This window comes from Pseudovibrio sp. Ad37 (assembly GCF_001623075.1).
Classification (GTDB): Bacteria; Pseudomonadota; Alphaproteobacteria; order Rhizobiales; family Stappiaceae; genus Pseudovibrio.
Window position 1 is genome coordinate 1 of sequence record NZ_LMCF01000125.1, and the last position, 21,687, is coordinate 21,687.

Below are 21,687 nucleotides of genomic sequence, written 5' to 3' on the forward strand. Positions count from 1 at the left end.
TACGGTTACCTCACGCTATCATGATGTCGCAATGGCTATGAGCCAGACTTGAACGGAGAGCCGGATGCGCTGAAAGGTGCACGTCCGGTTCGGGGAGGAGAAGCTCTTTGGAGCTTCTTACTCCACTAAAGGTTCGCGGGAAATGGGCCTATCTCTACCGAGCCGTAGACAAGTTCGGCAATACTATCGACTTTTATCTCTCTCCCACTCGCAATGCCAAAGCTGCCAAGAGGTTTCTAGGTAAAGCTTTGAGTGGCTTTAAAGACTGGGAAAAGCCCAATATTATCAACACCGACAAAGCCCCAACATATGGCCTTGCTATATCCGAGTTGAAAGCAGAAGGAAAATGCCCCACGGACACTGAACATCGCCAAGTGAAGTATCTGAACAATATCATCGAAGCTGATCACGGCAAGCTGAAACAGCTCATCAAACCTATACGCGGGTTCAAAACCATGAAGACCGCCTATGCGACGATCAAAGGCTTTGAAGTAATGCGGGCTCTGCGCAAAGGTCAGGCTGGTGCCTTCAATTTCTCAAATGATGCTCTGGGTGAAGCCCGCCTCGTTGAGCGGGCCTTCGGAATTGGCTCAAGTGCTCTATCTGAAGCCATGATCATGCTCGAAAACCATCTTCAGAGCGATAAAATCTAATAAGATAGCCCTGAAGTCACACAAATTGCGCTCTAAGACATGTTTGCAACAGAACCCTTGTTTCGTTTTTAGGAGCCTAATCTCAGGACATCAGAAGATCGATCCGCAACAAAGAACTGAAGCACTTCAGGCCGACTTGCACCAGTTCGCCCTCTTCAAAAACGTGAGGTAAGGCACCGCCTTCCAACCATAAACCGTCCAGGATCGCATTTCCAGCTATGCTAAGGCGTCTGAGTTCTTGTTCACTCACTATCCTGCCTGCTTCAAGCAAAACATCAGAAATCAATTGTTTCAGGTGCAAGCGAAGCAGGTTGTAGCTTCGTTCGTGACTCTCTGTCATGTCCTTGTTGTGAAGTAAGGTTTCGAAGAAGCCAGCCCATATGGCAATCGAGTCATGACTTGTAACTGGCGCTTTTAGAGAGACCTTGATAAAGTTGGACATTCGCTCAGCGGCAGTCTCTTCACCGCGAGATGCTTCATCCGCAATGTGGACCAGATTGCCCATGTAGGCTTCATAGGCAGCTGCAATGAGCTCGTCTTTCTTTGCAAAGTAGTACCTGATAAGCCCTTGGGTGACGTTTGCCTCTGCTGCTATTTCTCGCACGGTGGCCGACTGAACACCTCCACGGGCAATAACACGCAAAGTTGCGGCGATAAGATCAGCTCGCCTCGTATCTGTATTTTCCTGACGGATTTTTCCAGATTTATCCTGCATTTCTGTAAGCATACCCAAGAGTAAAAACCAGCAACTTGTATTCATGCGAAACAGACAAGTGGCCGTGAAGTTAAATTTATAACCAGGCCGTGCACCCATCAGACGTATATATCATGACTGACTAAGCCTTGATGAAAACTTGGCTCATGTGAAACCGCAATAAGTTCAAAGATATCAAAATGATCTCTTGTTTTCAACTTATCCTAGTAAAGAGGCGTGGCACCAAATCCTTAGGTCTCAACTTTTCTTTGATGAATTTAGTTGTGGTCATCCGTGTTTGAGCACATTTTCCATTGTCACCCTCTTGCAGGAAGCTTGTTTTCTAGAAGCCGGAATACGAATGCAATACCGCCGGCAAATATGAGGTAGATCAGCGCGAGCATCAGCAGCGGTTCATAGATGATGAACGTCTCTTGGCGAATACGCCCAAAGATCGCATAAACGTCAACAACAGCAATGGTTGCAACCAACGGCGTCGCTTTGAGTTGTAAGATAAGTTCCCCACCCAAGGTTGGTAGTACACGTTGAACTGCCCTTGGCAACCAAATGCGACGTAGAATTGTAAACGGATGCATTCCGATAGCATGCGCTGCTTCTAGCTCTCCGCGAGGAACGCCCTTAAAAGCAGCTCGCATTACTTCACCTTCATAGCCTGCAAACGACAATGTAAGAGCGACAAACGCATAAGGCCACGCCTCAATCAAGTAAGGCCAAAGCCAGCTTTGTCGTAATCCGGGCATGTAGGGGAATAATGATCCCAGACCGTAATAGAGAACCCACATCTGCAACAAGATTGGCGTTCCGCGGATCAGCGTGCAAAAGCTCATCGCGAGCCAAGTCAGCGGGCGAGGTCCAGTGACTTGCACAAGCCCAATCGGCACAGCAAGCAAAAAGCCAACAACGATCGAGCTCACCAGCAACGCAATGGTGATCCAAAGTGCATCCAGAATCTCAGAACTGTATTTAGGCAGCCAAGCCCAATCCATCATAAATGCGAAGGTCAACACAAGCACTGCAGCGACGAGAACCATAATCAAGCGATGGGGCTTCATAAGAGTTTGCTCAGGCATAACGCGTTCCCCGGCTCACTCGATTTTCCAACCATTTAAAAAGCTGTGCGGAGACCAATGTCACCATCAGATACAACCCTCCAGCAGCGAGCAGGAACAGGAAGTAATGCTTTGTTGCACCGGATGCCTGACGCGCTGCCAAGGTCAATTCTGTAAAACCAACAACCGCTAGCAATGCAGTGTCTTTGGCTGCGATCAGCCATAAATTTGAGAGGCCCGGAATTGCAGCAGGAAGCATTTCAGGAATTGTAATTCGGTGGAATATGCGTAGCGGATGCATACCAAAGCTGTGCGCAGCTTCGATGTGCCCAACCGGTACAGAGGCTATGGCACCACGAAAAACCTCAGTTGCATAAGCGCCTTGAACAAACCCTATAACAAGCACACCTGCAGCAAAACCGTTGATTTCGATCCTGCCAAATCCAACGACTGAGAGCACATTGTTGAGCAATTCAGGTAGTGCGAAGTAGGCCAACAAGATTAAGACCAGCTCAGGGATGGCACGAACAAAGGTAGTGTAAACGGACATGAGATCCCGAGCGACTGGACCTCCAGACCGCTTCAGTGTTGCCCCCCCAAGACCGATCACGATACCAATCGCATACCCAAGCAAGGCAACTTGCAAAGATACGACAAGTCCATCCAACAAAGCTCCCCCCCAACCCGGAGGTTCCAAAGAGAGCAGTTCGGCAGCACTCATTTCCCGATAGTTAGTTGCCATACAGTTCTCCCAAGCCAGCAGAGGGAGGCCCCTCTACTGGCAATCCGATACTTATTCACCGAAGATATTGAAGTTGAAGTAGTTGGCAGTGATTTTATCGTAGGTGCCATTTGCGCGGATTGCATCAATGGCATCATTGAGCTGAGATCTCAGCTCGTCATTGCCTTTGCGAAGACCAAAACCAACTCCCTGGCCATGAATGGAAACGTCTGCTGCAATCAAGCCAGCGTCACCGCAGCAGATCTCACCTTCAGACGATTTCAGGAACTCGTCGAGAACTAAAACATCGGCTAACGTGCCATCAATCCGACCTGCAAAAAGGTCTTGATTAGCTTCGTCCTGAGTTTGATATTCACGGATCTTGGCATCTGGGAAATGTTTTAAAGCGTATGCTTGGTGGACAGACCCAGACTGTACACCGATGATTTTGTCTGAAACCCCCTCGGGATTTGGAGTAACACCACTGCCTTTACCAATCGCGATAGATGCGCCGGTCTGATAATACTTATTGGAGAAATCAATGACCTTAAGGCGTTCTTCATTAATGCTCAAAGATGCGCCAATAATGTCAATAGATTCAGCAGTCAAAGATGGAATGATACTATCCCACGCGGATGCAACGATTTTACAATCCAGTTTGGCCTCTTCACAAACTGCATTGATGATATCAATCTCCCAACCGGTGTAGTTCCCGGTTGCATCCGGCGTGGAGAATGGCGGGTAAGCCTCTGTTGCGATGCCAACGCGAACAGGCTCTGCAGCTGCCGCTGTTGCATACCCAGCAACAGCAAGCGCGAATAGAGTAGATTTGATCTTCATTTTTCCTCCCAGTATTAATTGATAGATTGAATAAACTGCTTTAAACGCTCGGACTTTGGGGCCTGAAAGATCTCTTCAGGTGTTCCCTGTTCTTCAATTTGCCCCTGATTGAGGAAAATCACTTTATCGGCAACTTCTGCAGCAAACTTCATTTCGTGCGTGACGATGATCATGGTTCGGCCTTCCTCAGCGAGGCCTTGCATTACAGTCAAAACTTCACCCACCAGCTCAGGATCAAGGGCGGATGTTGGTTCATCAAAGAGCATGACCTCTGGATCGACGGCCAACGCACGTGCAATAGCGCCGCGTTGTTGCTGACCACCTGACAAATACGCGGGATACATCTCACGGCGTTCAGTGAGGCCAACACGCTCAAGTAAGTGATGTGCGATTTCGCGTGCTTCATTTTTGGGCCGTCCCAGCACCTGCACCTGAGCTTCCATTACATTTTGCTCAAGTGTCATATGCGGCCACAGATTAAAGCTCTGAAACACCATCCCTAAGCGACTGCGCAACCGGCGCAGCTGGCGTCTATCGGAAACTTCTGGGTTTCCTTGCTTGTCAAATTTTAAATGGACTTCTTCGCCAAGCAACTTGAGTAGACCAGCACTGCTTGGTGTCTCAAGTAGGTTGAGGCAACGAAGAGTAGTCGATTTACCTGAGCCACTCCCGCCAATCAGCGAAATCACTTCACCAGGCCGGGCGATGAGATCAATTCCCCGCAGGACTTCGAGCTGCCCAAAGGATTTATGCAGATCATTCACTTCAATGACTGGTGATGGTTGTTTATCGCGGCCCGGCAATGCGCCTCTCCCAATTTATACGATTGAATAAATTTATGCATGCGCATAAATTAGGTGTCAATACTAATATTGATTCAGTCTGAAATTGGCGCAAAACAGGGAGAGAATCTTGACTAAGCGTTCTTACACATTCACCCACGCGATCACTCGCACACTGGGTCAGTCCATCACACAGGGCCTTCGTGCGGTGGATGTTGGCGCACCCGATCACGAAGTTTTCCTCAAGCATCACGATGACTATGTGGCCGCATTAGAATCCACCGGAGCGACAATCATTACGCTTGATGCAATGGAAGAATTTCCTGATTCTGTCTTTGTTGAAGATGCTGCGCTTTGCCTGCCAGAGGTTGCTATCGCAATGCGCCCCGGTGCTTCAAGCCGTTTAGGAGAAGCTGCAGCTATGATCCCAAGCCTTGAAAAACTGTATGATACAGTGCTCACCATTCAAGGAGAAGGTTTTATCGATGGCGGAGACATCCTCACTACCGAACGTGAAATTCTCATCGGCACATCGGCACGAACCGACACGGCAGGGATCGAAGAACTGCGCAAAATGGTTGCCCCTTGGAACTACAAGGTTCGTGAGTTACAAACTCCAGATGGTGTTCTCCACTTCAAAACCGATTGTTCTTTGCTTGATGAGGAAACCATCCTTTCCACGAAGCGTTTGGATGCATCTGGTTGTTTTGAAGGTTATCGTGTCCTGCACACCGCAGATGGTGAAGAAGCCTGCGCTAACTCCATCAGATTTAACGATCTTGTGCTGATGCCGGATGGCTTCCCGAAAACCGAAGAACTTCTGGTAAAAGAAGGCTACAACATCCGCAAGATTGGCAACTCCGAAGCAGCAAAACTAGACGGCGGCATGTCATGCCTATCACTACGTTTCTCACCACCAATGATGTAAACTAAAGTATTGCTTCGCTGTGTCGCCTATGATGGAGACACAGTGTTTCTGCAACTTCGACGCCTTAGGCAAATCTAATCTATGTTTCCGTTAACCGGCCAACGGATTTCATTCAACACATTATCTTCGAAGTCTTTGAATTATGCTGAGGCACGCTCATTTGAAAGTTGCAACAGTATTGGGACACGCTCCCTCCAATGACGGCGCTAATGTCTGTCTTGATCACTCAGCAACAAGTTGACCAAAATCGATCTGTGGTTGAAGTCATGTACTGGCAGTAAGCAGCTATATTTAGTTCAAATGTCAGCTTATGGTCAAAAGCCTCATGCGGAGCTTGCAAATATCCAAATAAATACCTCCCAATGCTGTGGCGGAGTTCTCATTCTCGTCCTTCCAATCCAGCCTCAATCCGTTCACCAATCGTCTCAGACAGCACCCGGATTGGATGGGCATCATGGTTCACATAGCGATTGGTGATGGTTACGTTGCGGTGGCGCAGAAGGTGGCTGATGAGGAAGGCGTTGCTGCCTGCTTGAGCTGCGAAGGTGCCAACCGTGTGGCGCAGATCGTGAATACGAACATCAGGAATATTGGCATGGATGCGGATGCGCTGCCATGCATTCTCAATCACCTCAATCGAAATAGATTGTGTCGGATCTTTACAGCCGGGCAAAACATAAGATGAACCATCCACTAGTGGGATCTCAGAGAGTATTTTGATGGCACTACTACTTACCGGATGAGGTTTACGTTCATCCCCTTTTCTTGAAGGCAGTGCAATCGTGGCCAACTCAAAATCAATATGCTCCCATTTCAAGGTTGCAATTTCACTCAAGCGCGCACCGGTGTAAAGGAGCAGACGTAAGCAATAATGAGCTCTCGGATTTACAGGTGTCTTCCGCTTTGCAATATCCTTGGGCAAGTGCCTAACTGTATCCTTCCCGGCTTTTATGATCCAAGGAAGTCCTTCATGCTCCGCTAGTTCAAGGGTACGCCCCAGTCTTTGCAGCTCTTCCTCTGACAGGAAACGATCACGCTCGTTTTCTTTATAACGCTTGACCAAGCGAACCGGGTTGCTGTGCTCTGGCCTTAGGCCCCACACTTCAGCGAGATTGAACGCCTTAGATAAGACCGCCAGAACTTGATTGGCTTGACGAGGTGTTGCTCTCAACGAGTGGTGCAGCTTTGCAATATCCTGCCGCCTGACAGAGTTGAGTTTCATTTGCCCCAGTCGTGAACGAACACACCGCTTTAGGAGACGTTCAATGTCTTTCATTGTCTTGGGCTTATTATGAACCTGCACATGTTTGCTCATGTAAGTATCAAGAAGAACATTCACAGTGGGAGCAGATCGTTTGTTTTCCCGCTTTAACAAGGGATCATCCCCGTTACGGACCTTCGCCAGAACGTCGGTCGCCAGATCTCTGGCTTGATCAGGCGTTAATTCACCATATTTTCCAAGGCTCATACAACGTGAGCGGCCTTCATGCGTGCGATATTGTACAATGAATGTTTTTGCACCGCTCGGCATCACTTGAAGGCCAAAGCCTTTGAGCTTGCTATCCCAGAGGAAGTGTTTTTTGCTTGCTGGCCTTGCCGCGTCCACCGTTCGCTTCGTTATGTTCGGCATAGACACACCTCTCCCGCTGACGGCTCGTGACAGAAGCCACCACACATACAAATTTTGAAGTTGAAAAACGTCCCCGTTTGCCGCTGTTTCTGACGACATGACAGCTTCTGACGACCTTTGGGGCTTTCTTTTAGGACCTGTGCAAAACAGCATCCAAACCGTCATAGGTCAAAAACGAACTGCTTACCGTTCTGTGTCAGCACTATGTAAGCAAATGTATGAGATTGAGCTCGAAAAGCAAGGTAGGCAAACGCAAATAATTTTCTACAACTCTTTGATTCATAGTAATGAATCGATCTATGTCGTAAATGAGCGTTCTATACTGAAGCGCCTTTTAATCAGTAGGTCCACGGTTCGAACCCGTGCGGGCTCACCATTTAACCTCATGGTATATAAAGAGGTTTAGCAAAGCTCCCTTCCGGGAGTTTTTTGCATTTTGGGATTTTGTAAGCAAATGAGAGCGTTTGAAAGCGCAATTTCACCCTCTTAGCTCCTGCAAATACCCTTTCAAATTAACTCTGAAAAAGCTGTTAACGCTGTCCTTAGTCGTCAGGCCGTAATGAGCAGTCCCATTTGAGTGGTCCAGAGACGGTTCATCACGAACTTCCTCCTCCCGCATCGCCGGGGGGAGCCATTGTATATTTTTGGTAGCGACAGCTGGCACCTCTTGCTCCGTAATAAGGTACCAAAGCACGCCTTTTGCCTGCCAGTATCGCCGCTTAAGCTCCAGCTTTTCAACTGTGCGAGCATCTAGCAGCGCGTCTTTATACTTCGCCTGCAAGGCAAATCCAGGTGTCTGCTCATCACTCGTGTCCACCAAGAAGTCAGAGGACATATACTGGTCAACGCCAGCTAGATTCGGATGCTGAATTCCGGCTTCAAGCGCGAGCTTGCGCGTGTCATCTCTTGCAAGGGGGAACTGCTCGCGGATTTGCGTAACTTCACTATGCCATTCAAGCGCAGGAACACGGAAAAATCGAGATCAGACAGCAGGTGATGGGTTCTCTTCGATTTATGACCGAAGATGCGATGTACTCTCCTAAGAGACGGCAAATCACGAACTGTCAGCCAGGGCTTGTATCCAGAATACTCACCACTGCCTCGTCCCTCTTTGATCATCTTTGCAAACTTGGCGTCAGAAAACGCTTTACTCTTACCTGCCATGAAAAAAACCGCCGGTCACTGCTCGCAAAGCAAGCATAATACCAGCGGTTTCAGTATGGAACTTTATTACTTACTGAAAAAAATGTGGGAGAGTAATAAAGTATCATACTGAAGCGCACGAAAACTGGCACAAATCCGCCAACTCAAAATATGCTCCAAATAATAAAGTATCATACTGAGGATCGCAAACTTCAACATAGAGGCCAAAATTCGAGTAATAAAGTATCATACTCGCCTCTCCTGCAGATCATAGGTCTGGAAACTCATTTTAATATCTGCGGTCAACACCACAGCACATCAGACAGAGATTTTGATCAAATTTAAGACAGATTGGGCGGTGGATTCAGCTGGTGGATGCAACACACTGTGAGAACTTCTCAGCTGGGGTTTGATATTGCAAGGTCTTGCGGGGTCGTTGGTTGAGTTGTCTTGCGATTGCATCAAGTTCAGGCTGCGTGTGTAGAGATAAGTCAGTGCCTCGGGGCAAATACTGCCGCAGCAAGCGGTTCGTGTTTTCGTTTGATCCGCGTTGCCACGGTGAATGTGGGTCGCAGAAGTATACAGCAACATCCGTTACTAATGTCAGGCTTAGATGATCTGCCATCTCCTTGCCTCGATCCCAAGTCAAAGATTTGTAAAGCTCTTTTGGCAATTTGTGGGTGTGTTTGATCAACCCGGAGATAACACTGCTCGTGTCTTTGTTGGCAACCTTGATCAACATGACATAGCGTGTTTGCCGCTCAACAAGAGTGGCGATATAGCTATTCTTGGATCCTCCGATCAGATCTCCTTCCCAATGCCCCGGTATTGCACGGTCTTCGACGCAAGCGGGCCTTTTGCTGATCGAAACGGCATCCTTAATTTGGCCTAGACTATTTCGTTTGAGGCTTGCGTGTCTGGACCGACGTATCGTGCGTTTAGCACGCAGATGGTCCAGCAGTTCTTTCTTCAATACGCCGCGGGCCTGTATGTAAAGGCTTCGATATATCGTCTCGTGGGACACCTGCTTGTTTACGTCTCCTGGAAAGCTACGTTTGAGCCAGCCGGCAATCTGTTCTGGAGACCACTTGCTGCGCAGCTTCTCCGATACTGCGTGGCTCAAAGAAGGATGGTAAGCCAGTTTGCATGTCTTGGGCCGTAGAGCGCGGTCCCAGGCAGCCTGATCAGCCGCTGCTGCGCGATAAGCGACCTGACCACCATTTCGCTGCACCTCACGACTGATCGTAGATGGGCTACGGCTCAACTGGCAGGCTATAGATCGTAAAGATGCGTTGATGCTGAGGCCTCGCGATATCTCTTCACGCTCTTTCAAACTCAGCGCCAGCTTACCACGATGCCGATCGGCAGGGCGGATGCCTCCGGTCGGAGAAATGACAGAAAACACAGAGGAGGACTGCCGGTCGAACACACGGCCAATCGAACTCATCGATTCTCCCCGCTGCCATCGATCCCAAATCTCGGCTCGTTGTGCGGCAGAATAGTAAATACGGCGGCGATACGTCATGTCGAACACTCCATCTCTACTCAAAGATTAAAGTGTTGCATCCACCAGTTGAAACCACCGCCAATACCGGACATTCACACAGTTCAATCAATAGTTGAGGCAGTCTGGATGGCAGAAGGCCGTGCTCAAGGCAGAGATGCAATAGCGGGTTTAGTGGATATAGATTTTCGACAGCTAGAGAGCATTTGCCCGCCACCTAAGTTTTCAGGTGGCGAGCAGGTTTATGTGGGGTTGGTGGCCTTGCACAGACAGGAGAACGGTCAAAACTTCAGAGCAATGTTTGCTCTGAGCCCCTGATCTGTGAAGCCGGAACCAAACTGGCCATCGTATGCCAGACCCAAGGTTGTGTTCCGTCCCAGATCCACCGATGCTCCCAGATTCAGCAGAAGAGCATCTCTGGCAATCGGGATACCGGCAACGGAGAAGTCATCGCCTCCGGCAAAGGCATGATTGACAACAGGTGTTACATCACCAAACGCATGCTGCCAGGCAGCTTGTGCTGATAGCTTCGCGGTGAATTGGCCAAGGTTCGCCCGTGTCTCTGCCCGCAGCCCGATACTGGTGAAGGTGCTATCCATTGTCTGGCGACCAGCCTTCAGCGCATCAGAGCCACCAGTTTCGGAGTACCCATCGCTGGACAACTGAACGTAGGATATATTAGCAAAAGGCTCCAGGCTGGTCGCTGCATAATCAAAACGATACCCCACTTCACCAAAGATCTGCGCAGTTCGCGCCGTATAGGATCCTGACACGTCCTCAGCAAAGCCAGTGAAGGCAACTGAGCGGGTTGTGTCGATATCATGCCATGCATAGCTACCACCTGCGCGCGCCCCCAGAGGCCCAAACTCTGTGCCACCATAAGCACCAAGATGCAGCGTGTCGGCCGTCGCAGAGGACGTTCTGCCATTCACTTCGAAACTGCTGTTGTCATAGCCTCCGAAGAAGCCAAGGCGGGAATTTTCACCAATCTGGATATCTCCACCCAGAAGGAAACCGCCAATTGACCGATCAAGCCCTGCGGCATTGCTGTTTCCACTCCAGCGTCCCCAGGAGCCAAAACTTTGCCCCCAGAACGAGAAACTCTCACCAACGCGCTTTTCCACTTGCTCTTGTCCATCCGCTGCAACGGAATCCATTGCAATGCGCACACGACTGAGGGCAGCCTCGCGGGCAAAGCGGCTATCTTCAATCAGCGCTGTTTTTATTGAGGCGTGGGCTTCGCCTGAAAGCTGATCGAGTGCTCCTGGTGCATCTGAGTTGGACAGGTTCAAGACGGAATTGAACAAGCCTCCGCTGCCAAGTGAGAATGCACCCTCACCCGCAGCGCACTGATTAGCACTCATCTCGGAAATGCAGAACGTGCTGGATGCCATTTGGGAACCCAGATAAACATTGTTGGCATCATAAGAGAGCGCGAAATCAAGGAATGCGAAGTCATCTATTGGGGTGGATGAATCAAACGTTCCGGAGACGCCCCCTACAGCGCTCAGAATCGTATAAACCGTATTGGCGGCATAGGTTGAACCATCGTCGGTTCCGTTCTCCGGCTTAACATGCACCGTACCACCATTGATTGTCACGGTACCGCTGGCAGCCAGCAGATCGTTGTTGGTGCCTGCTGCATTGCCCCCATCGTTCAACTCAACTTCAAAGGTTGAACCACTATTGAAAACAAGAGAAGTCGCATTCAGAGTCCCGATGGAGTTTCCCGGAGCGATTACGGCACCTGAATGGAAAGCAACAGCCCCTACAGTCCCCGAACCACCAAGGCTACCGCCGTTGACTGTAACATCACCAATGGAGCCATTAACAACCAGCTCGCCACCTGAAACAGTGGTGCCACCAGTATAGGTGTTGGTGCCAGTCAAGTTGACTGTGCCAATACCGGTCTTGGTCAAAGCACCGCTCCCGGTGAGTGCCGTACCGATATTGCCGTTTTCTAAGGTGTATGAACTACCCTCGAGCGTACCGCCTGTGACCGTTCCATCCGTCAGCATGAATGCATCCGCGAAAAGGGTTGCACCCGTGCTGATCTCCAGTGAGCCTCCAGTGAGCGTTGTATCACCCACTGTCTCAGTATCTGTGATCAGAAGGCGTCCACCGCTGACATTCACCTCACCTGTGTTGGCCAGAGCGTCTCCGTTACGTACATCCAGAACGCCTCCCGAGACCGTCGTACCGCCGGTATAGCCCGAGTTGGTGGTGGACAGAATTGTGGTGCCGGACAGTTGATGAACCGCTCCGTTTCCAACGATCTGGGGGGTGAAAATGTAATCGGTATCCGTGTGATTGAAGTTGATAGTACCTGTGCCAGGACCAAAGGTTACGGTTGCTGTGTTGAGCACTCCCGCCCCCACGGCAGCATCTCCAGCTGCTGCACCGATGTTCAAAATGCCAGAACCTGTTGATTTAGAGCCCAGAAGGGTCGCCCTGGATACACTCACTGTAGCATCCTCGGAAATCGTCAGAGCGCCATCGCCGTCTTCGCCGACAGTCAATTCCCCTGAACTGATCCAGGTTGACCCAGTCCCTGTCACTTCAACACTGCTGCTTGTGCTAGAGTAGTTGCCAATGATGCTGTTGTTGTTTCTCACGGCTCCGCCATCAGACACCCTCAGAGTGCTTTCACCGGCTCCGCCAACATACAGCCAGCTCGAGTTAACCCAGGTTGACCCTGCGCCGGACACTTCAACGGCACTGTTTAAACCACCGTGAGCGCCTATAAAGCTCCACGTATTTCTCACGACGCCACCATCGGATACCATAAGAGTGCCATGGCCAACATTCAGCCAAGACGAGTTGTCCCAGGTCGACCCAATCCCTGTCACCTCTACACTGCCGATTGAGCCAGAGTTGTAGCCGATAGTGCCGTGCGTACTACTTACGGCACCACCATCAGATACCGTCAGAATGCCTTCGCCACCACGACCAACATATAGGCGACTCGAATTGTTCCAGGTTGATCCAGCGCCTATCACCTCTACACTGCCGGTTGAGCTAGGGTTGTAGCCGATATGGCCTTCTTTATTGCTCACCGCACCGCCATTGGATATCGTCAGTGTGCCTTCACCATCTTCGCCAATATAAAGATCCTCTGAGTTCTCCCAGATTGAGCCGATACCAGATATCTCAACAATGCCCGTTGAACCGCTTTGGGAGCCGATGATGCCGCTCGAACTGCCCAGTGACCCACTTACGGACAGAGTGCCACCGTTGACTACTGTTGTTCCGGTAAAGTTTGCGTTGTTACCGCTCAGATCTGTCCAGCCGGACTCGTGCACAATCGAATGAGTTCCGGAGCCGGTGCTGGCAAGGTCAGCGTCGAACTGATAGGCACCGGTCTCATCCGTGTGGTTGAAAACCAGCGTCGCGGTGCCATCTCCGAACTCAACCGTTGAGGCATCAATCGTTCCGGCCGCAGCAGCCGTTTCACCGCTGCCCGCACCAATGTTCAAAACGCCAGAACCAGTTGAATGAGCGCCCAGCTGAGTCGCTCCAGACACACTAACTGTTGCATCTTCGGAAATCGTCAGAGTGCCTTCGCCGCCGAGGCCGACAAACAGACTGCCCGAATTCTCCCAGGCTGACCCTGTGTCGGTCACCTCAACTGTACCGGTTGAGCCAATACCATGACCGATAATGCCGTTTGTATTACTCACCGTGCCACCATCGGACGCCGTTAGAGTGCCATCGCCGGCGGCGCCGACATGCAGATTGCCCGAATTGTCCCAGGTTGACCCGGTGCCTGTCACCTCAATTGTGCCGGTTGAGTCACTGTCGCCGCCGATATAGCCGATCGTACTACTCACCGTGCCGCCTTCGGAAATCGTCAGAGCGCCTTCGCCGCCTTCGCCGACATATAGGATGTCTGAAATTTGCCAGGTCGACCCGGCGTTGGTCACCTCGACCTTGCCAGTTGAGCCACTATGATTACCGGCATAACCGTACGCGCTACTCACTGCGCCACCATCGGACACCGTCAGAGTGCCATCGCCATAGTCACCGATAAACAGATCCACTGAATTGTCCCCCAGGCTGCCCCGGTGCCGGTCACCTCAACAGTGCCGGTTGAGCCACTGAAATGGCCGATATAGCCGTGCGTACTACTCACCGCACCGCCATCGGATACCGTCAGAGTACCTTCGCCGCGTTCACCGACATGTAGACGTTGCGCCCCTGCCGTTCCGTTGGTGGTTTTATTCGTTACTTTGGCCGAATTGGGTGCTGTGGTGTCGATGTAAACATTTTGCGTGTCATCCGGGACGGTATTGCTACTCCAGTTCTCGCCAGTAAACCAGTCGGCTGAAGCGCTGCCGTCCCAAGTCTGTCCAAGGGCGCCGGTGGCTCCGGACAACATCAAAGGCCCTGATGCAATTACCGCAGCTGCAAGATAGGGTGCTCGACTTGCTGTTACTCCGGCCATTTTGGTCATGCGTCCACCGCACTTCAGACGGTTCAGAAAGTGCTTGTAACATACTGTTGTCGGGGGCGTAGTCATGTGGTTATCGGAACTCTTAGTTCTAATTCTTTGATGTACTCATCACACTTCAAGACCTGACCGTTTTGACGTGAAATGACGTGGAGTTTGTCGGTGCTTGTTCAGGAACACTCGTCAGCTTTTGGTATGGCTTCTCGAAAAGGCGCAAAATGGTACCTGCGAAGTGCTTCCGGTTCGGATGAACACTTTTTGTGGGCAACGCGCTCATGCGTAACGGTCTCTGCCACTCATTCGGATTGAAGTGGTGGAGAGAAAAAATGAGCAACTGCATCAGATTAGAGATGGTCTCTTGCTATGTGCTGTCGCTCATTTCATCCGGCTCGGCCCATCTTTGGTAGACTTTTCAATTACTTCATCGGCTGAAAATACTTAGGCTCCTAAACCTTCACAATAGAAAGAAATTGAAGGCTTTATCGCTATTAGCGATGAGGCAGAGGAGGAGGAATGCGGTCTCTTTTACGAGGTACATCAGTGGCCAAAATGTTGAGCAAATCTTGGATACAAGACTGCACGAGCTGCATAACGTCTTAGAGGCGGCGAAGGTTGTCATAAACGAAGCGAGTGGGTCAGCGTTTTGAGCGGGAGTGAGCAATTGGCAAAATGCAAGGGTCGCCAGTGACACTGCTTGGAACTCAATCGGAGATATAGTGTTTTTCGAATGGAGTAACAGTTGCCCTTCGTTGAATGAAACTTGATAGAGTTTCCGGCGTAGCTTTATTGCGGAGCTCCTCCTCTAAGTATATGGATCCTCTATAACAATGTGGGACAGTTCTCTGTTTACAGAGTGAATGTAGTCTGCCGCCCAGCTCAGGCCGTAGACAATTGTGGCACACCCAAGCGCATAAGCCAGTGTAGTGTGCAACTCCGCTAGAAAATTTACGCTTTCCCCATGCACCCAACTCGCCACAGTAAGTCCCAAAGAGCTGCTAGGCCCTTCATTTACCAGCAATCTCACTCCACCAACGAGAGGCAAAATTACAAGGAGAGCAAATAGCACTGTGATTGATAGGCGAAAAAACCAATGGTGCGATTTCTTAAGAAGCCTGCGCTTTTCTACAAAGTAAAGTAGAATAAGCTTTCCAAGAATGGCGATCAAAAGTCCCATCCCCCAATATGCATGGAAGCGCGTGTAGCCCGCCGCATCGATCTCCGTTGCCCTCTGTCCTAAAACCCCAATCCCGAGCAGAAATTGAAAAGCACCCAAAACCAGAATTGCCCAGGTAAAGGTCTGAGATAGGTTCCTAATTTGAGTATTGTAATCTGAAAGCTGCATTGCTCACCCTTCCTCTAGGATCCAACTTTTCGGCAATTTCATTTGCAGAAATGGATTAGACTCTGGACTTTCACAACAGAAAGAAATTGAAGGCCTTATTGCTATTAGCTATGAGGTGAAGGAGGAGGAACACAGGCTCTGTTGGAGGACACTTCAGTGGCTGAAATGTAGGATAAACTGTGCATAAGAAGCTGTATGTGCCGCATGATTTACTGATGGCAGTGCCGGAAGAACGACCACCTGTTTGTGTTTGACTAGGCCACTGTGTTTGTCATCAAGGCCAAGTGAGTAGATCATCTTTTGTGCAGGAGAGAGTAACCAGGCAAATTGTAAGGCCTGTCAGCGATACCGCTGAGAAGCAGTACAAAGACATTCGACTCAGGTCATTTGGAAGTAAGCTAACCTGCCGCCTGTCAGAGCTACGAATACTCTTAAGCCAATACAGTTATCATTGAGCAATCTTTGTGATGCTAATGATCGCGAGCCCCAAACAGAAAACGCCACAGGAGGCTGCGCTTTAAACAGAAGTGTGTAGGCTTGTGAAGCTGCCAATTTGACCACATTTTGAAACTGTTAGAAATAGACATAGCGGCCAAACCGTCGCAAACCGTTTGCTCATATGCCCTAAAAACTGGGAGATTTTCTGATATTGCAGCTTCCGTGTAATATCGTCGATTTTCGAGATTAAAAGACCGAGATCCTAGATATAGCGCGTCTGCGCCAAGATTATATTCAAGAGAAATGACATCCAAACTGAGTTGATCTTAGAGAACGGCCAATTTCAGTGTGTTCTAGGGCCAGAATGAATTTTGTAAAAATCATACACTAAGAAAGAACTAGAGAAGAACCTCGGGAAATATTTCTTCCGAGGTTCATAATCGCTTAGCTTAGTAAAACATGATCAGCCAAATGAGGCTAACGTGGCGCACGGACAGTGCGCAAATACGGTAAAATGGTATTCACTACACCGAACTTCGCTTGAGCATCCTCTGTACTAACCGCTGGCGGTACAATCACATCTTGTCCTACCTGCCAATCAGCTGGGGTAGCAACGCCTTTGGCAGACATTTGCAGGCTATCCAAAGCACGCAATATTTCGGAAAAATTACGGCCAACGGACATCGGATAGGTCATCATAAGTTTCACCTGCTTGTCAGGTCCAATGATAAACACTGAACGTACTGTGGCAGAGTCTGCTGGCGTCCGACCGTCGGGCATCACATATTCTGCTGGCAGCATGTCAAATGCCTTTGCCATCTCTAAATCGTCATCAGCAACAATTGCAAACTCTGGTCTGGTCCCGCCAACGGCTTCAATGTCACCTTTCCACTTTTTATGGTCTTCAACACCATCTACCGAGATACCCAATACCTTGGTGTTTCTAGCTTCCCATTCCTTCGCCAGTCTTGCAACAGCACCAAATTCAGTTGTGCAAACGGGTGTAAAGTCTTTAGGATGCGAGAAAATTATCGCCCAACTGTCGGCAACCCAATTGTGCAGGTTGAGTTTTCCCTGATCAGTCGTCACCGTCAAATCGGGAATGGTATCGTTTATACGTAAAACCATGGTTTGTCCTTTCGATAATGTCCACGGGCGTGATGTAATTTGCTGTGTGGCCATTTGAGCTAGCCGGTTGCATGGCTAATTACTGCCAACTCATACAGCATGCTCACGCTGATGCGTTTAGCCTATGGCACGACTACACAGCCGAACTTCGCGTGCTAAAGTGGCAAACAAGGGTTTACTTATCCAAATTTGAACAACTTGGCTGGAAGCAATCGGACATTCGTTATCATTACTGAACACATCTCAGGTGTTGAGATATAATTGCTTCACTATCTAGACCTAATACTTGAGGGTCCAAAATTGCTTGTATGTTTTTATCGACAATAGTTGTCGAAGCATACAGATCCCTCAACCTACATATCATTTGCTCGCAATTTTAGATTAGGCACTGCGATTTAATGTAATTGGTAGGTGGTCTCACCTTATTTGCCAGCGCTTATTTCATACAGCTCGTCTCATATTCATTATGCCTTCTAGTGATACAACGGCGGCTTGTAAGTGGCTCAATAGATCGCTGCAACAAAAAGAATTTGATGGCCCTATTGCTGCAAGCTATGAGATGAGAGGTTCACGTCCGGTTCTGTGAGAGCCCGAGGGAGAAATTCCTTCGGGCTGCTCGAGCAACTAAGGAGGCTTTGTTTACTTCCTCCATTTTGAGCCTAGAAACACCGACCTACAGTTGAAACCTCGCATTAGCTGAGAATTCGTCGGACACCTGCGAATGTCCGCAAATGGTCACAAGCGACTTGCTGCATACGCGAAACCTGATGGTATTGTTTAAGGCTGCAACGAGCTCTTCATGGATTGATGGGACTCTAACTGATGTGTGACAAGGGGGCTTGAAACGCTCGACGGCATCAGCACTCGGATGATTCTTCAACCCTTGACGGAACCACCTAGAAGTTCAGTAGTGGGATGGACCGCTGTCACCTAAGGCGTAGACTCTATAGCGATCCTGATCTTATGAAATGGGAGCAGTCCCATGGCCACAGAACTTCTCTCCGTCGGCATCGACATTGGCAAAAATACGTTATTGGGTTAAATGATTATGGTAGCTACGCTTTTGGGAAGAAATCAGGCGCCTATCTCTCGTGGCTACGTTTGAGAAATTGACCCGCTGAGTTGTGGGCATGGAAGTGCACATTTAATAGCCGAACATTGAGCAAACTTGGGGTCGATACCCGTAGTATCGTCCGCATCTTACCATCTCATACTCCGAGATACTAACGACAGTCACCCAGCATGTTCTTTAATTGTTCTGATTTTTGGCCACTTTTGCAACTTGGGGCCTTTTAGGCCAGCATGGTAGTAATGTTGTGTGGTGCATCCCCAGTGCACACATGGGTGAACTGATCGGCAAAGCCAGTCCATTTATGCACATCACGCAAAAGATCGAGCACCTCCACATGCGGATACATCTGCGTGAGTTCCTCGTTCAGCTCCTCAGCGCCTGAAGGAACATCGCTGGCCTGAAGAGTGACGATGAGTGTGCCATTTTTCAATCGGACATCCTTCAGTTTGCCATCACGTGCCCGGTAGGCCAGCTGCTTAATGTTGAAGTCAAGCTGCTCTCGCATCTTCGATAGCCACGCTGCACTATCTAACGGAACGCCAAAGGCAAGATCGTTGTTCTCTTTGAGCTGGGCAAACTGAGCAGGCGGCATCAAGTGCTCTTTGATAGTGCGATACGACCGGCTACCTTCGACCCAGACGCCTCCAGAACGAAGATGATCACGCAAAACGGCCAAAGCCACAATTTCATAAAGACGTCAATCCGGCTTTTCCTGGTGGAAAATCAAGCGGTGCTCCGAAGTCCCAAAATGAGAACTGGGTACAACCCGAGGCAGAACGCGCCATCCCTCAGCATACTTCTTCCGCAGCGTGTCGATGGCAGTAAGCAACGGATCATACCGGCGAGCCGAGCGAAACTCAAAAGTCTTAAGGAAAGAACCGGCGTATTTGCGTAATACTCTATAGTGAGCCCCAGCCAGGGTAAGAACGGAAGCATCATTTTGCTCTATTAGCGAGCTCACACCTTGCTTTGCTTGCTCTAGCTGGAACCATCCGACTTGACGGTCCAGCGCTGCGCTCGCATCCTCCCCGCTTTCTCGTGCAGATTGAAGTGTTGAGATGGTGTTTAGAAACAAACGCGATGCCTTTGACGTTGCCTTCTGGGCATCGATCTGTTGTTGCTAACGGGACTAATCTTGTTTTGAGCGATAGAGAGATGAACTGATCAACGCAAACCAAGACCAAATAAGGGGTTTTGGCTTTGATAGTATTAGGTTAGCGTAAAAAACTGGTGCCTACGTTTACATGATAACCCCTTTGAAACATTCTTGTTATGTCCACCTAAAACGAACTAAAATAACAATATACAAAGTAGCACTTGGGCCAATTCCGAAGGCCCGCTCAACGAGGCGGGCTTCACCTAGAACATTCTTTGAGAAATTGAAGGCACCAGCCTGACCTTTGCGTAGAGCCCGCATTACTTCAAAGCCTTTGATCATCGCATAGGCGGCCCTCATGGTTTTGAACCCACGTACAGGTTTGATGAGCTGTTTCAGCTTGCCGTGATCAGCTTCGATGATATTGCTCAGATACTTCACTTGGCGATGTTCAATGTCCGTGGGGCATTTTTCTTCTCTTTTCAACTCGGATATAGCAAGGCCATATGTTGGGGCCTTGTCGGTGTTGATAGTATTGCCGAACTTGTCTACGGCTCGGTAGAGATAGGTCCATTTCCCGCCAACCTTTATGTAGTTTTCTTCAACCCGCCAACTGCAGAAGGATGGACACCGCCATTGCCAACGCAGTCGCTTTTCCATCTCCTGGGCATATCTCTAGATCCATCTGTAAATTGTAGCATGATCAACGCAAACGCCGCGCTCAACCATTATCTGTTCAAGGTCACGATAACTGATGCCGTATCTGCAATACCAGCGAACCGCCCATAATGCCACTTCACCACTGAATAGCGGCCTTTCGAAGCACTTATGGTGACTAATATTAATGCTTGTATACTAGCAATTAAATAGCTCATCTGATATAATTGCCATTATGGAAGCATTTAAACTCACATCACCAGATGAAATCCTAACAGCTCTTGCTCGGCGCATTCAGGAGCGGCGCATCTCCGCTGATCTTACCCAAAAAGAGCTAGCGGCTCGATCAGGCGTTTCATACTCTTCAGTGCGCCTATTAGAGACTAATGGAAAAGGTTCTCTGTTAGCCGCAATTAAGTTGGCTTTTGCCTTGGATGCAGAAGACGGTTTCGAAACATTATTCAAGAACAAAATCCCACGATCTATTGAAGATGTTGTCGATAAACCCAAACGTAAACGAGTGCGGCGATAAGTACCCTCCAGTTGCACATTGCTTTTTCGTTTCACTCAAAATTGGAGGAGAGAACCCAGGATATGCCAGTTAGCTTGGAAAGATCAAACTCGCCATCGTCAAGAAGGTCCAGCTCTGTTTGCACCTTTGATGATACTGAGCATGTAAGATCGGTCATCATGGAATGGCCGCGATATGCCAAACAAGCGGGCTAAACACATAGGAGAACTAAGAAAGTGATCGTCAACTCAATAGTGTTCGTGGGCACCAACCAACATCCTCTAGCTTGTTTGTGAGACTGAAGTGTTTGTTGGCGACCTTCCTAGTTGAGTGCCGATGCCAAATTGACCACAAGCTGACATTCAACCTAAATCTAGGTGCTTCCGGCAAGCGCGTGATTTCAACTATAGGTCGATTTTGATCAGCTTGTTGATGAGTGGTCGTTGCTGCTGTTTGCCTTAAATTAGGTTATCTCAATAGTTAGGATCACTTCTAACTCTGGTTGTAGTTGTACTTAAATGTTTGTCACCGACAACGGGCCTCACAAAAACCTTTTATCGATTTCATACTCATACTTCCCAAAAGCTGGGCGAGCTTGCATGATTTGCACATTTGGTGAGTACCCTTCCGCTTTTAGCAACTGCCTATAATCGGTAATACTTTTGGGACATTTTTCGCCGAGGTAAACTTCTTTTAAAATCATAGAGTCATCAAACTTATTAAACCAAAAATTGCCACGCTTCTCACACTCCGACTTGGCAACGATCATCCGCATTTCTTTTTCGTGTTCCCAATCAACAAATTTAGTGTGCAATAGCTTATCGAGAATGCCGTACGGGTCGTTGTTGAGATTGATCAGCCCCACTTGAGTGGTCCGGTTTGAAAGTTAGTGCATGACTGGCCTTTGGTCTACTGGAATGATTACTTCAGGAGCCGGTGGGCGGAAGTTCAGCGCACTATGGGGGCGTTTGGTATTGTAGTGTATCCTCCACCTTTCGATGATTATTTGGGCTTCACGCAACGAGTAA

General features: G+C 49.1%; 18 protein-coding genes and 2 pseudogenes. 3 read left to right on the top strand and 17 right to left on the bottom strand.

Annotated features, from left to right (window positions below):
* Positions 1–74 precede the first annotated feature (74 nt).
* Positions 75–653, top strand: a pseudogene (locus PsAD37_RS17315) (IS6 family transposase); the annotation flags it as partial.
* Between the two features lie 82 nt (positions 654–735).
* On the opposite strand, the gene PsAD37_RS17320 reads toward PsAD37_RS17315, so the two are convergent.
* From PsAD37_RS17320 to PsAD37_RS17340, 5 genes are all read right to left on the bottom strand, one after another.
* The gene (locus tag PsAD37_RS17320) at positions 736–1,368 is read right to left on the bottom strand and encodes a TetR/AcrR family transcriptional regulator (RefSeq protein WP_193778291.1); all 633 of its coding nucleotides are present in this window, start codon (positions 1,366–1,368) and stop codon (positions 736–738) included.
* Positions 1,369–1,664: 296 nt separating this feature from the next.
* A complete protein-coding gene (locus tag PsAD37_RS17325; protein WP_063297221.1) occupies positions 1,665–2,438 on the bottom strand; it encodes an ABC transporter permease in 774 nt (257 codons plus the stop codon).
* Positions 2,431–3,159 (bottom strand): ABC transporter permease, encoded by a 729-nt coding sequence (locus PsAD37_RS17330; protein WP_063297222.1) that lies wholly within the window; start codon positions 3,157–3,159, stop codon positions 2,431–2,433. The genes PsAD37_RS17325 and PsAD37_RS17330 overlap by 8 nt, the downstream gene beginning before the upstream one ends.
* A 51-nt stretch (positions 3,160–3,210) precedes the next feature.
* On the bottom strand, positions 3,211–3,978 hold the full coding sequence (locus PsAD37_RS17335; protein WP_063297223.1) for a transporter substrate-binding domain-containing protein: 768 nt from the start codon (positions 3,976–3,978) through the stop codon (positions 3,211–3,213).
* 14 nt (positions 3,979–3,992) lie between these two features.
* Entirely contained in the window at positions 3,993–4,781 is a 789-nt protein-coding gene (locus PsAD37_RS17340) for an ABC transporter ATP-binding protein (protein ID WP_063289806.1), read from the bottom strand.
* 109 nt (positions 4,782–4,890) lie between these two features.
* Here PsAD37_RS17340 and PsAD37_RS17345 point away from each other — a divergent pair, with 109 nt between their 5' ends.
* Complete coding sequence (locus PsAD37_RS17345; RefSeq protein WP_063297224.1) at positions 4,891–5,688, top strand: dimethylarginine dimethylaminohydrolase family protein; 798 nt, start codon at positions 4,891–4,893, stop codon at positions 5,686–5,688.
* Positions 5,689–6,067: 379 nt separating this feature from the next.
* Here PsAD37_RS17345 and PsAD37_RS17350 read toward each other — a convergent pair whose 3' ends face one another.
* The 10 genes and pseudogenes from PsAD37_RS17350 to PsAD37_RS17405 all read right to left on the bottom strand — a co-directional run bounded on the left by PsAD37_RS17350 (position 6,068) and on the right by PsAD37_RS17405 (position 20,331).
* Positions 6,068–7,318 (bottom strand): site-specific integrase, encoded by a 1,251-nt coding sequence (locus tag PsAD37_RS17350; RefSeq protein WP_063297225.1) that lies wholly within the window; start codon positions 7,316–7,318, stop codon positions 6,068–6,070.
* A 478-nt stretch (positions 7,319–7,796) separates the two neighbouring features.
* Positions 7,797–8,249, bottom strand: coding sequence for a TnsA endonuclease N-terminal domain-containing protein (locus tag PsAD37_RS28580; protein ID WP_206600085.1), 453 nt, complete (start codon positions 8,247–8,249; stop codon positions 7,797–7,799).
* A complete protein-coding gene (locus tag PsAD37_RS28585) occupies positions 8,171–8,482 on the bottom strand; it encodes a hypothetical protein (RefSeq protein ID WP_063297228.1) in 312 nt (103 codons plus the stop codon). Before PsAD37_RS28585 ends, PsAD37_RS28580 begins: the two co-directional genes overlap by 79 nt.
* 343 nt (positions 8,483–8,825) lie before the next feature.
* Positions 8,826–9,986: an IS30 family transposase gene (locus PsAD37_RS17370; protein ID WP_063297229.1), complete on the bottom strand. Its 1,161-nt coding sequence runs from the start codon at positions 9,984–9,986 to the stop codon at positions 8,826–8,828.
* Between the two features lie 260 nt (positions 9,987–10,246).
* Entirely contained in the window at positions 10,247–14,005 is a 3,759-nt protein-coding gene (locus PsAD37_RS29200) for an autotransporter domain-containing protein (RefSeq protein WP_063297230.1), read from the bottom strand.
* Complete coding sequence (locus PsAD37_RS17380; RefSeq protein ID WP_084407922.1) at positions 13,966–14,484, bottom strand: hypothetical protein; 519 nt, start codon at positions 14,482–14,484, stop codon at positions 13,966–13,968. The genes PsAD37_RS29200 and PsAD37_RS17380 overlap by 40 nt, the downstream gene beginning before the upstream one ends.
* A gap of 733 nt (positions 14,485–15,217) precedes the next feature.
* Positions 15,218–15,757 carry a hypothetical protein gene (locus tag PsAD37_RS17385; RefSeq protein WP_063297232.1) on the bottom strand — a complete coding sequence of 180 codons (540 nt, stop codon included), beginning with the start codon at positions 15,755–15,757 and terminating at the stop codon, positions 15,218–15,220.
* 915 nt (positions 15,758–16,672) lie between these two features.
* Complete coding sequence (locus PsAD37_RS17390; RefSeq protein ID WP_063297233.1) at positions 16,673–17,323, bottom strand: peroxiredoxin; 651 nt, start codon at positions 17,321–17,323, stop codon at positions 16,673–16,675.
* A gap of 1,292 nt (positions 17,324–18,615) precedes the next feature.
* Positions 18,616–19,071 (bottom strand): hypothetical protein, encoded by a 456-nt coding sequence (locus PsAD37_RS17395; RefSeq protein ID WP_153039786.1) that lies wholly within the window; start codon positions 19,069–19,071, stop codon positions 18,616–18,618.
* A gap of 594 nt (positions 19,072–19,665) precedes the next feature.
* A pseudogene (locus tag PsAD37_RS17405) lies at positions 19,666–20,331 on the bottom strand (transposase).
* Between the two features lie 52 nt (positions 20,332–20,383).
* On the opposite strand from PsAD37_RS17405, the gene PsAD37_RS17410 reads away from it, so the two are divergent.
* Positions 20,384–20,680 carry a helix-turn-helix transcriptional regulator gene (locus tag PsAD37_RS17410; protein WP_206600083.1) on the top strand — a complete coding sequence of 99 codons (297 nt, stop codon included), beginning with the start codon at positions 20,384–20,386 and terminating at the stop codon, positions 20,678–20,680.
* A gap of 520 nt (positions 20,681–21,200) precedes the next feature.
* On the opposite strand, the gene PsAD37_RS17415 is transcribed toward PsAD37_RS17410, so the two are convergent.
* Positions 21,201–21,524, bottom strand: coding sequence for a hypothetical protein (locus PsAD37_RS17415; RefSeq protein WP_063297236.1), 324 nt, complete (start codon positions 21,522–21,524; stop codon positions 21,201–21,203).
* A gap of 21 nt (positions 21,525–21,545) precedes the next feature.
* On the bottom strand, positions 21,546–21,687 hold a 142-nt coding region (locus PsAD37_RS27700), incomplete at its 5' end, for an integrase core domain-containing protein (RefSeq protein ID WP_153039653.1).